At 48.5% G+C, this 12,449-nt stretch carries 9 protein-coding genes; 5 read left to right on the top strand and 4 right to left on the bottom strand.

Going from position 1 to position 12,449, the window contains the following annotated elements:
• Window positions 1-90: 90 nt before the first annotated feature.
• The 5 genes from DXD25_RS04345 to DXD25_RS04365 all read left to right on the top strand — a co-directional run bounded on the left by DXD25_RS04345 (window position 91) and on the right by DXD25_RS04365 (window position 8,465).
• On the top strand, window positions 91-1,653 hold the full coding sequence (locus DXD25_RS04345; protein ID WP_117661945.1) for a glycine--tRNA ligase: 1,563 nt from the start codon (window positions 91-93) through the stop codon (window positions 1,651-1,653).
• On the top strand, window positions 1,634-2,335 hold the full coding sequence (locus DXD25_RS04350) for an FKBP-type peptidyl-prolyl cis-trans isomerase (RefSeq protein WP_117661946.1): 702 nt from the start codon (window positions 1,634-1,636) through the stop codon (window positions 2,333-2,335). Before DXD25_RS04345 ends, DXD25_RS04350 begins: the two co-directional genes overlap by 20 nt.
• Before the next feature lie 554 nt (window positions 2,336-2,889).
• Entirely contained in the window at window positions 2,890-4,269 is a 1,380-nt protein-coding gene (locus tag DXD25_RS04355; RefSeq protein WP_117661947.1) for an MATE family efflux transporter, read from the top strand.
• A 123-nt stretch (window positions 4,270-4,392) separates the two neighbouring features.
• Window positions 4,393-7,212: a pitrilysin family protein gene (locus DXD25_RS04360; RefSeq protein WP_117661948.1), complete on the top strand. Its 2,820-nt coding sequence runs from the start codon at window positions 4,393-4,395 to the stop codon at window positions 7,210-7,212.
• Window positions 7,213-7,772: 560 nt separating this feature from the next.
• Entirely contained in the window at window positions 7,773-8,465 is a 693-nt protein-coding gene (locus DXD25_RS04365; protein ID WP_117661949.1) for a DUF4923 family protein, read from the top strand.
• A gap of 236 nt (window positions 8,466-8,701) precedes the next feature.
• Here DXD25_RS04365 and DXD25_RS04370 read toward each other — a convergent pair whose 3' ends face one another.
• The 4 genes from DXD25_RS04370 to DXD25_RS04385 all read right to left on the bottom strand — a co-directional run bounded on the left by DXD25_RS04370 (window position 8,702) and on the right by DXD25_RS04385 (window position 12,407).
• On the bottom strand, window positions 8,702-10,072 hold the full coding sequence (locus DXD25_RS04370) for a DUF4861 domain-containing protein (protein ID WP_233522185.1): 1,371 nt from the start codon (window positions 10,070-10,072) through the stop codon (window positions 8,702-8,704).
• Between the two features lie 97 nt (window positions 10,073-10,169).
• Window positions 10,170-10,916: a peptidylprolyl isomerase gene (locus DXD25_RS04375; RefSeq protein ID WP_117661950.1), complete on the bottom strand. Its 747-nt coding sequence runs from the start codon at window positions 10,914-10,916 to the stop codon at window positions 10,170-10,172.
• A gap of 102 nt (window positions 10,917-11,018) precedes the next feature.
• The gene (locus DXD25_RS04380) at window positions 11,019-11,390 is read right to left on the bottom strand and encodes a hypothetical protein (protein ID WP_117661951.1); all 372 of its coding nucleotides are present in this window, start codon (window positions 11,388-11,390) and stop codon (window positions 11,019-11,021) included.
• Window positions 11,391-11,552: 162 nt separating this feature from the next.
• Window positions 11,553-12,407 (bottom strand): HAD family hydrolase, encoded by an 855-nt coding sequence (locus DXD25_RS04385; protein ID WP_117661952.1) that lies wholly within the window; start codon window positions 12,405-12,407, stop codon window positions 11,553-11,555.
• Window positions 12,408-12,449: the final 42 nt, after the last annotated feature.

A 12,449-nucleotide genomic window follows, 5' to 3' on the forward strand; every position in this document is an offset into this window, starting at 1 on the left:
CTTATTTTATTAATTTATGGCAAAAATACAACAATTTTTCGAGAAAAAAGAGTATCTTTGCCGAAAATTTGAAAAAAATAAGATTTAATCATGGCACAGGAAGATGTTTTTAAGAAAATTGTAAGCCATTGCAAGGAATATGGCTTTGTGTTCCCTAGTAGTGAAATTTATGATGGCTTGGCTGCCGTTTACGACTATGGTCAGAATGGTGTTGAGCTCAAGAATAATATCAAGCAGTACTGGTGGCAGAGTATGGTATTGTTGCACGAGAACATTGTAGGTCTCGATGCAGCTATCTTCATGCATCCTACCGTATGGAAGGCATCAGGACATGTGGATGCCTTCAACGACCCATTGATCGATAACCGTGATTCCAAGAAGCGTTATCGTGCCGATGTGCTCATCGAGGATCACATGGCTAAGTATGAGGAGAAGATTGCCAAGGAGATTGCCAAGGCTCAGAAGCGCTTCGGCGACAGCTTCGATGAGGCTCAGTTCCGTGCAACCAACCCTCGTGTACTGGAGAACCAGAAGAAGTTTGATGATCTCCATGCCCGCTATACTGAGGCAATGCAGGGTCCTAACCTGGAGATGCTGAAGCAGATTATCGAGGATGAGGGTATCGTCTGCCCTATCAGCGGTACCAAGAACTGGACAGACGTCCGCCAGTTCAACCTGATGTTCTCTACCCAGATGGGTGCTGCCAGCGATGCTACAAGCAAGGTTTATCTCCGTCCTGAGACAGCTCAGGGTATCTTCGTAGATTATCTGAGCGTACAGAAGACCGGCCGTATGAAGTTGCCATTCGGTATCTGCCAGATTGGTAAGGCATTCCGCAACGAGGTAGTTGCCCGCCAGTTCGTATTCCGTATGCGTGAGTTCGAGCAGATGGAGATGCAGTTCTTCTGCCAGCCAGGTACAGAGATGAAGTGGTTTGAGTATTGGAAGAAGGTTCGCCTTGCTTGGCATGAGGCACTGGGCATGGGCAACGAGAACTACCGTTACCACGACCACGAGAAGCTGGCTCACTATGCTAATGCTGCTACCGACATCGAGTTCAAGATGCCATTCGGCTTCAAGGAGGTAGAGGGTATCCACAGCCGTACCAATTTCGACCTTTCTCAGCACGAGAAGTACAGCGGCCGCTCTATCAAGTACTTCGATCCTGAGAAGAACGAGAGCTATGTGCCTTACGATGTAGAGACCTCTATCGGTGTTGACCGTATGTTCCTCAGCGTGATGTGCCACTCTTACTGCGAGGAGAAGCTTGAGAATGGTGAGACACGTGTGGTATTGCGCCTGCCAGAGGCATTGGCTCCAGTGAAGTGTGCCGTATTCCCATTGGATAAGAAGTTTGGTTTGCCAGAGTTGGCTCATGAAATCGTAGATGAGTTGAAGTTCCACTTCAATACCCACTATGGCGATCCTAAGGATTCCATCGGTAAGCGTTATCGCCGCCAGGATGCCATCGGTACTCCATTCTGTATCACCGTTGACCACGAGACACCAAACGACCACAAGGTAACGCTGCGTTATCGTGATACCATGGAGCAGGAGCGTGTAGCTATCTCTGACCTCCGCAGCATCATCGAGGAGCGCGTAAGTATCACCAGTGTATTAAAGAAACTTGGTAATGAAATTAAGAATTTCTAAATATCTCTTCTTGCTCGTGATGGCAGTGTTCGCCCTGTCATCATGCAGCGAGGATGATAACACCGTAGATGAGTATGCCAACTGGCAGGAGCGCAACGAACAGGCTTTTGCCGATACGCTGGCGTATGCCAAGGCACAGATTGCTGCCGGCAGAACCGAAGAATGGAAGGTGATTCGCAAATGGTCGCTCCAGAACCAGACATCTAACAAGGATGTGACTGGTATGGATGTTCCGCTTTCCTACAAGGATGCTGATCACATCGTGGTTCGCGTGTTGAAGGAAGGCAAGGGCAGCGGATGCCCTATGTACACCGATTCTGTGAAGGTGAGCTATCTTGGCAGATTGCTGGGCACTGATACTTATCCTGCAGGTTATGTATTCGATAAGACCTTCGAGGGTACCTACGACAAGGCCACTGCTCAGGTTACAACCAATTTGGCGAGTGGCTGGATAGATGGTTTTACCACAGCCGTGCTCAATATGCACATCGGCGATCATTGGCTGGTGTATATCCCATATCAGCTGGCTTATGGTTCTACCCAGAGTTCGAGTAGCGTAATCCCTGCCTATTCCATGCTTCGCTTCGAGATAGTGCTCGACAGCTACTATCGTCCGGGTCAGGTAATACCGGGTTCCAGAGCTGCTGCCCAGGCACTCAAGGGAGAATGGATTACAGAGTAGGATTTTTGGGGGATTTACACCTTATTATATATAGGTGATAGAATAGGAGCGTTCCTAGGATTGCCATCTGATGGCATTCTTAGGAACGCTTTGTGTTAACATACCTTTTTGATGTGTTAACAAGTGTTTGTGTTCGTGCACAAAACGCAATCTATATTAAAAAAATGTTAGTTTTCTGCATTTTTTCGGCTAAAAGTATTGCAGTTTCAGAAAATAGTTGTACCTTTGCATCAGAAAAAATAAGTTTTAGGTTTTTAGTTAGGTAATAGATTTTATTAGGTTTAGTTGTTAGGTAAAGTTAAGATTGTTGTTCATTGGTTTATTGGTTTTAGTTAAGGTAGTTAGAAAAGATTGTTTATTCAAGGACGACAGGTGTTAGTTAAGGTAAGAATAAGATTGTTTATTCAGTGACGACAAAAAACAGTACTGTTCCGCTCTGCGGAAGTTAAGTTTTGGGAAAAACAAAGGTACGAAATTCATGTAATTAAATAAAGGTGGCGATTCCTTCCGGGAGTCGCCATTTTTTCGTTAACGCAATTAATAAGAGAAAAAATATGTTATTCAAGAATAAGACAGATTATCTGATGGAGTCGATACGCGAGGGTAGGGCGATGGCTCGCAGCGAGAAACTCAATCTCATCGTGGGGTTGAGTATTCCATCCATGCTGGCACAGATTTCCACCGTGATGATGTTCTTCATCGATGCATCCATGGTGGGACATCTGGGTGCTGAGGCTTCGGCAAGCATCGGACTTATCGAGTCAACCAACTGGCTCATTGGCAGTTTGCTCAGTGCGGCAGCTACCGGTTTCTCGGTGCAGGTGGCTCATTTCATCGGAGCCAACGATTTCGTGAAGGCTCGCCAGGTATTCCGCCATGCCCTGATATGCGGTTTGGTGTTCAGCCTTTGTGTTACCCTGGCATGTGTAGGAGTGCATTCTCATCTGCCTTATTGGCTGGGTGGCGGTGCTGATATTGCGGGCAATTCCTCACGGTATTTTCTGATATACGGTTTGGCGTTGCCCTTCGTATTTCTGTATCATATCTCCGAGATGATGCTCAAGTCGGCAGGCAACATGCATACCCCGAGTGTGATGGCGGTGCTGATATGCATCTGCGATGTGGTGTTCAATTACCTCTTCATCTACGTCATGAAGATGGGCGTAGTGGGAGCTGCCTGCGGCACGGCGCTTGCCTATATCTGCATCTCGCTGCCCAATCTCTACCTCACGGCATGCCGTAACCGGATACTCAATCTGCGTCAGGACAAGGAACCTTTCCGATGGGTGAAGGAATACCTGCACCATGCCTGCAAGATCAGCATCCCGATAGCCATACAGAATGTCCTGATGAGCGGTGCGCAGATCGTGAGCACCATGATTGTGGCACCATTGGGCAATATCGCCATTGCTGCCCACTCGTTTGCCATCACCGCCGAGAGCCTCTGCTATATGCCGGGTTATGGTATCGGTGATGCCGCCACCACCCTGGTGGGGCAGACGCATGGTGCCGGGCGTACCGATCTCTGCCGCAATTTCGCCTATATGACGGTGGGATTGGGCATGTTCGTGATGGCATTGATGGGAGTGGTGATGTATGTCTTTGCCCCCGAGATGATAGGTGTGCTCTCGCCGGTAGAGAGCATCCGCGAGCTGGGTACCACCTGCCTTCGCATCGAGGCCTTTGCCGAGCCTTTCTTTGCAGCGAGCATCGTAACCTATTGTGTCTGCGTGGGAGCGGGTGATACCCGGAAGCCAGCCGCCATCAATCTGGGTACCATGTGGCTGGTGCGCCTCACCCTGGCTTACGCCCTTTCCAAGAGCTATGGCTTGGAAGGTGTCTGGATTGCGATGGCTACGGAGCTTACCCTCAGAGGCACGCTTTTCCTCATCCGACTTTACCGCGGTTCGTGGATGAAGAGCTTCCAATGTTAGTTTTACGTTAAGATTTGCAGGTATTGGGGAAGATAATCTCCCAAATGTTTGCAAATCTTTTTTATTTTGTGTAATTTTGCAAGCGGAATATTTGAAACAAGAAATTTTATAAATCAATAGCAGATGAAACTAAGAAAGATTTTTGCAGCGTTTCTGCTGTGTTTATCTGTGGGAAGTGCGATGGCACAGATGCCAGCCATTCCTGTGGATAAGAATGTGAAGATTGGTCATCTCGACAATGGATTGACTTACTACATTCGTCACAACAGTTATCCTGAGCATGTAGCCAGCTTCTACATTGCCCAGAAAGTGGGTTCTATCAATGAGAACGATGATCAGCGCGGTTTGGCTCACCTCCTCGAGCACCTCGCCTTCAACGGTACCGATCACTTCAAGGGTAACTCTCTCCAGGATTACCTGCAGAGCATCGGCGTGGAGTATGGTAGAAATCTCAATGCCTATACCAGCGTAGAGAAAACCGTATATTACTTCACCGATGTACCTACTACCCGCCCTACAGCCGTAGATTCATGCATGCTCATCCTCAAGGATTGGAGCAATGGCATCTCTCTTACCGAGGAAGCCATCAATGACGAGCGCGACGTGGTACACAATGAGTACCGTATGCGCATCGTGGGTCAGCAGCGCATGATAGAGCGCTCTTTGCCAAAGCTTTATCAGAACAACAAGTATGGCTACCGTTTCCCTATCGGATTGATGAGCGTCATCGACGGCTGCAAGCCGGAAACCCTGCGTGCTTACTACCGCAAGTGGTATCGCCCAGACAATCAGGCAATCATCATCGTGGGTGATGTAGATGTCAACCATATCGAGAACAAGATCAAGGAGCTCTTCTCGGGCATCAAGGTGCCTGCCAATGCCGCCAAGATTGAGCCGGTGGAAGTTGCCGATAATGATACAGCCATCTACGTAATCGACAAGGACAAGGAGCAGCAGTATGATATCTTCAATATCTTTATGAAGCATCCTGCCATCCCTAATGCGATGAAGGGCAACATGAGCTATCTCATGAAGGGATACATGGACAATGTGGTTACCTCTATGCTGGGTGCACGCTATGCCGAGATTGCCCAGGAAGCTGACTGCCCATTCCTTCAGGCAGGTGCCGACGACGGCGACTTCCTGCTCTCTTCTACCAAGGGTGCCTTCAGTCTTATCGGTGTGGCAAAGCCAGGTAAGGTAAAGGAGGCTTATGCTGCCGTATTGCGCGAGGCAAAGCGCATGCACGACTTCGGATTCACCGCCACTGAGTATCAGCGTGCCAAGGAGGAGTTCCTGAGCCAGGTAGATAAGACGCTTGCCAACAAGGATAAGATGAAGAACGAGCAGTTTACCACCCAGTATGTGGATAACTTCATCTCCAACGAGCCAATCCCATCGGTAGAGGACGAGAGTCAGATCTACAAGATGGTAGTACCTCAGCTGCCATTGGAGGCCATCAATGCCTATGCCAAGCAGCTGGTTTGCCAGAGCGATACCAACCTGGTATCGATGGTGCTGATGCGCGAAGCAGAGGGTGCCGTTTATCCTACCGAGCAGGAGCTTGCCGGCATCGTGAAGCAGGTGCGTTCAGAGAAGCTGGAGGCATACGTGGACAACGTGAAGCAGGAGCCATTGATGGCTCAGTTGCCTAAGCCAGGCAAGATCAAGAAGACCGTAGAGAACAAGCAGCTGGGTTACAAGCAGCTTACCCTTTCCAACGGTGCCAAGGTGGTATTGAAGAAGACCGATTTCAAGGATAATGAGATTCTCTTCTCTGCCAATGCCAAGGTGGGTTATTCTGCTCTCGAGAAGAGCGATTACCCTAGCATCATGCTGATGAGCGAGGCTTGGGGTGCCAGCGGTTTGGGCGATTTCTCAAGCACCGAGCTTGAAAAGGCGCTCGCAGGCAAGCAGGCAGGTGTAGGCTTCTCCATCAAGCCTTACAGCCATGGCCTCTCGGGTAATTCTACTCCTAAGGACATTGAGACCCTGATGCAGCTCATCTATCTCAAGATGACAGCATTGAGCAAGGATGAGAAGTCGTTCAAGAATCTTCAGAATACCTTTGCCACTGTTCTTGCCAACCAGAGCAACAATCCTAACATGGTATATCAGGATTCATTGCAGAGCACCCTTTACCTGGGCAGCAAGATTGGCCGCATTCCATCTTCTGATGAGATCAACGCCATCAACTACGATCGCCTGATGGCGCTTGCCAAGGAGTATTACGGCAATGCCAAGGACTTCACCTTCTACTTCGTGGGCAACTACGATGAGAAGACCCTCCTCCCGCTCATTGAGCAGTATATCGCCAGCTTGCCAAACAATGGCTTCAAGCTGAAGAACAAGGAGATTCCATACGCCAAGGGCGAGGTGAAGAACAACTTTACCAAGGCGATGTCTAATCCTCAAACCCAGGCATCAGAGATATGGAGCACCAAGTTGCCATTCTCTATGCAGAATATGGTACTGGCAGATGTAACCTCCCGACTGCTGGAGATGCAGTATCTGCGCACCATCCGTGAGCAGTTGAGTGCAGCTTACCATGCAGGAGCCACCTTCGGCATGCTCCGCGATTTCGACGACAAGGCAGCCATCAGCATTACCGCCAATGCCGGCTTGAATCCGGAGAAGGCTGATACCGCCATCACCTATTTCTTCAAGGGTGTAGAAGAGGTAGAGAAGCAGGTAGATGCTGCCGACTTGCAGAAGGTGAAGGAGATTCTCCTGAAGCAGGCAGGTGTGGATGAGAAGAACAATGCCTACTGGCTTGGCGTTATTGCCAACTATACAGGTATCGGTTTCGATAACCATACCGGCTACAAGGAGTTCGTGAAGAACCTCCGTGGCGAGCAGGTTTCCGACTTTCTCAAGAATGTACTCATGAAGAGCGGCAACCATGTCGAGGTAATCATGAAGGCTGAGAAGAGCCAGGAATAATATCCCCCCGCTGGGATATCATTCCGATCAGCATAGAAATCCAAAAAGTCCCGTTGAACGATTTTACTCGCCAACGGGACTTTTTGCCTTTTCTCTTTGTAGTACCAAAGAGTCATTCTGAAAATAATCTTTTTACGTAATTTCCTTTCTCTCTTACGTAAATTTCCTCAAGAGCACTCTCTTGCGAAAGTTACCCTTAGTCATTCTTCTTTGCCTTTGAAGCAAGAGCCTCACGGCGATCGTTGAGAATCTCCTGGCACTTGTTCAATGCCATATTCTCACTCATTGTGTTGACCTTAATTAAATCATTCATAACCTATTGTGATTTGTTAACGGTGCAAAGATAGGGTTTTCTTATCATATTCGGGTAAACTTTTTGAGAAATTTATGCTAATAATCGTTCTTTTTTGATGTATGTCAAAAAAATGAAACATTTATGTCTTTTCTGAACGATATTTTGAACCTTTTGATGCCTCTTTCGTCTAAGAAAATAACAAATAATGATGAAAAAAGCATTTTTTGAAACGATAGTTACAATTATAATAAATAGAAAGTAAAAAATGAAAAAGGTATTTTTGATGGCTGCCCTGGTGCTTGTCAGCACTTCCGGCAGCAATGTATGCGCAATGAATGAAGCTGTTCAGGAGGCTTCACTTTCTGAATTGATGCCTGTGAAGAAAACAACTAAGAAGACATCGAAGAAGAAAACTACTGCTGGCAGCAGCTCTACCGGCAGCAGCATCATCAGTGGCATTCTGAACAATGTGATAGGTTCTGCCACCTTCTCGCAGGCAGATCTCTGCGCCCATACCTGGAAGTACAGCAAGCCGGGTTGCGCCTTCACCTCAGAGAACCTGCTGGCAAAGGCTGGCGGCGAGATTGCAGCCAACAAGATTGAGGAGAATCTGAGCACGTACTACAATAAGTTCGGCTTCAGCAAGAGCAATACCTACTTTACCTTCAAGACCGATGGCACCTTTGCAGCCAAGATTGACGGCAAGGCATGGAACGGCACCTATACCTTCGATGAGAAGACGCATGCCATCCAGCTGAAGGGCTTGCTGCTAAGTGCTTCGGGTTTTGCCACCCGCACCACCAATGGCATCAGCCTTCTCTTCGAGCAGAAGAAGCTGCTCACGCTGGTCAAGACCCTGAGCAAGCTGAATCTTACCGGCAGCACTACGATGAGTGCCGTGAGCAGCATTGTGGATAACTACGATGGCGTGCGCATGGGCTTCGAGATGACGAAGTAAGATTGATTGCACTATAAGATTTAAGATTTTTAGAAGAATGAGTATTTCTTGTATTCTTAATTAAAAACTATATTCAGCAGTGTTGAACTTATGTTCAGCAGTGCTGAACTTGTATTCCACAGTGTTGAACTTAAGTTCAGCACTGCGGAACATAACTTTCTTCGTGGATTACAAACATTTACACAGTGAAGAAACTAATATTTCCTAGTGAGATAAAATAGTAGTATTCGAAGTTTCTATTTTATCTCAACCTGGAGAGGATTCTTCAATGCATCCAGGTAATCCTTGATGCGGATCTGCCATTCGGCATAGCTCCTTACATCATATTTGCTCCATGCAGCACCGAAGTAATAGCTGTACTTCTCTCTGTTCTTCAAGCCTCGTTTCAAGCCGAGAGCATGGCCGGTGGCACCATCGTGCTTCTTATCAAAGAGCTGGTAGTAGGTGTTGTCGATGCCTCCTGGGAAGAGTACGCCCACATATACCTGGGAATTGTTTACCTCGATGTTATCCGTAGGGTCGGCATAGCTTACGTAATCCTTGGCGAAGGTCTTCGTCTCCGTATCCTCCTCGTGGATTGGGAAACCGGTGGCGAAATCGGTAGGAGTGGTCAAGCCGTCATACCATACGGTCATCTTGTTGAAGTTGCTGCCCTTGTCGAGCGAGATGATGCGGTGCTCCACCACATTCTGCATATCGCCTACGGTAGATGGGTTGTAAGTCAGCTCTACGGTGAAGCGGAGCGGACCGTTATCCAATATCCTGTATGTCTTGTAGCAATAAGGCAGATACTGCTGGGTGCCCATCATGAGGCTTGGTGCACCCAATCCCAGGGTAGCGCCCACACGATAAGGATCCAATCCGTTGCCATGGTCGAGATGGAAGGAGGTGAGGATGTCCGTCTCTCGTGATTCTGCCTGAAGGGCCTTGATTTGCTTGGCAAGAGCAGCTGCCTTTACTGTATTCTTCTCTACCTTCTCCTGCTTCTGCAAGGCTCTCACCTTGGCATCCATCTTATCGCCCTTGATATTTCCGTTCATATCCTTTACGTATCGCTCGTAAACCACGGTATCAGGAGTGTTCTTCACCCAGATGTCGGTGCCGAAGGAGCGCTCGCCGGTCTTCTGAAGGGCAGGGCCATATACGCGGTAGGCACAGCGGTCGTTCTCCCATGCGATATCATCCTTTCTTATCTTATAGAGAGCGCCGGTGGCATAAACCTTCTGCTGGTAAGGCTTGCCGATGCTCACGTAGTAAGTGGCGGAACCGTGAGGACGCACGCTGGCATCTATGAGCAGAAGACCATCGTGGGTAATCTGCGAGCCAATCTGCTGTCCTCGCTTGTTCTTCACGATATAGGCCTCTCCCTTCTTGGGGGTGGCATTGCCCAGCTTCGCCTTCACGTCGCTCATGCTGAGAGAGATGAGTTCCGTGCGGGGTGTGGAAGTTGGATTGCTTACCACGATGGTGGCTTGCTGTATGGCCTCTTGTGCCTTTGCAGGAGTGGCTTGCAGGGCATGGCAGTAGCTAGAACCTGCCGGCGCCATGAGCATCATCAGGCTCCTGACCGTGATGCCCTTCATCATTTTTCCATGAATCTTTTTCATTTTGATTTGTTTGTTTTTTATTTAATACGAATGAATAGTTGTTGATACTGAATAAAAATTTCTCGCAGTTTTTCTACGAAACTGCGAGAAATGTCTTTTATTCTTCTATAATGGAAATCTCCATGCTGATATCCTCCTTAGGGCGGTCACCACGCATGGTTTCGCAGTTCTGGATCTTCTCCACTACGTCAAGGCCTTCCTCTACCTCGCCGAAAACGGTGTACTGGTTGTCGAGGAATGGGGTTCCGCCCACCTCGGTGTAAGCCTTCTGCTGCTCCTCGGTAAACTTAGGGTAACCCTGCTCCCTGCAGCGCTTCTTGGTTTCATCCACCAGCTCATCCTGCAGCTTCATCAAGCCCTCACGGTCGCGGTTGCGGCGGAAGTTCATGATTTCATCATGGTGCTCCTTGGCAAGCTGGTTGAAGATGTTCTGCTCCATCTGCATGCCCATCTGCTTCTCCATCTGCTTCAGCTCGTTCTGCTTGTAGGTCTTACCCCAGACGATATAGAATTGGCTGCCGCTGCTCTCACGCTCAGGGTTCACCTCGTCGCCCAGACGGGCAGCGCTCAAGGCACCGCGCTTGTGGAAGAGCTGTGGATAAACAAACTCGGCAGGGATGGTGTAATCAGGTCCGCCCGTGCCCAGCATCTTGCCCTTTGGAGCGCCCTTGCTGTCAGGGTCGCCGCCCTGGATCATGAAATCCTTGATGACACGGTGGAAGAGTGTGCCATCGAAATATCCCTCCTTTGCCAACTTCAAGAAGTTGTCACGATGTTGAGGAGTCTCGTCATAGAGGCGCACCTTGATGTCGCCCTCTGAAGTCTTGATCAATACTTTAGCCATATTTCTTTTTTTGTTTCTATCTTAGTTATAATTCAATAAATCCTCGGAATTTCTTTCGGAATTCATTATCTCGGAATCTCCTTCGGAATTCGATTCTAACATTTATTTTTCTTTAGAACTTTCCCATTCGTTCCACTCCTTCATAGCCTCCTGCCAGTCGGTTTGCTCACCGCTGGCGATGGCATCCTTCTGCTTCTCTGCCTCATCACGTGCCTTGTCTCTTGCACGTTTCGCCTTCATGGCTTCGATGGTGGCATCGTCGAGAATCTGGATAGCACCACGCTTGATGGCATCCTGCAGTTCCTCCTCGCCGAAAGCCTTGCCCGGCTCATTGAAGTCAGAGATGTTGAATTCATAATCCACACGAAGGTCGTGGCGTATCAATTTCTGTTGCAAACGGTTGCCGGCATTCTTCAGGCGCAGCAACTTTCCGATTTCCTTGATTTCTCCTGCTGAGTATTTGTTTCTTCCCATTAATTATTTATTAATATTATATTTCTTTCTTTTTCTTTCCTGCGTTTCAGTGTTTCAGCGTTTCAGCAAAAAGCCCCTCGCTTCAAGTTGCAAGTCCCCCTTTTTGCCTCCGTTCCAGGCGATTCCATCGCCTGTCCTCCTTCCTCCTGTCAAGCCACCCCTTTACTTCCACGCCTTCTTCTGGTTTACCTCTATCAATCTGTCGAATTCGAAATCCGCCTTGATCTTATCCAGAATTCGCTTCACGATGATGTTCATCACGCTACCCTTGCTGTAGTTTGCCGTACACATGAAGTTCACGCGTCCCTCCTTCACCAGCTGGCACGCCATCGCCTCCTTCTGGGGCGTATCATATACGGCAATGGAATGGCCGCCGTGCTCCTTCACCATCTTCATGCAGGGCACATCGGTTTCTCCATCCCCGAAATAAATCATTCGCGGAAAAGGGATAGGGCGCTTGCTATCGGGAATATACTGGTTCACCCTGCTGTTGTCGCTCACCTGACGGATGCCCTTGTTGATCTTGAAGAGAAACTGCGTCTTCGTGGTATAATCCACGGCTACGGCTGGCCAGTAGGCGATGCCATCCTCATTATAGAGAAACGAGCAGGCATAGATGTTCTCGAATTCCTGAGCGATGGGGGTGCCCTCTATCATCTCCTTCAATCCCGAGGAGTTGATGTAGTGCTTGATCTCCAATCCGATGCTTGCACCATATTCGTTGATGAACGAGAACCATTGCTTCACGCCACGGAAGAGTTCTACATTCCTGCCGAAGCTCTGGAAGGATTCGCGGGTGAGCGAGATATGGTTCTTCTTTGCTTCATCCAGCATCATGTACATATAGGTGAGGATGCCGCTGGCATCCTTGCCCACGGCAAGCTTCCGGTTTTTATCCCAGAATTCCTCCTTCGTCTTTCCGGTTGCCTGGATGAATCCGAACTCCTGCATGTTGCCGGGAGATAATGTCCCGTCAAAATCATAAACCAGTGCTACCTGCGGTCTTTTCTTTGCCATATCCCGTTTCCTTTCCTTCTTTTACTTGAACTTGTCTTTTTC

Origin of the sequence: Prevotella sp. TF12-30 (assembly GCF_003436715.1) — a bacterium.
GTDB lineage: Bacteria > Bacteroidota > Bacteroidia > Bacteroidales > Bacteroidaceae > Prevotella > Prevotella copri_A.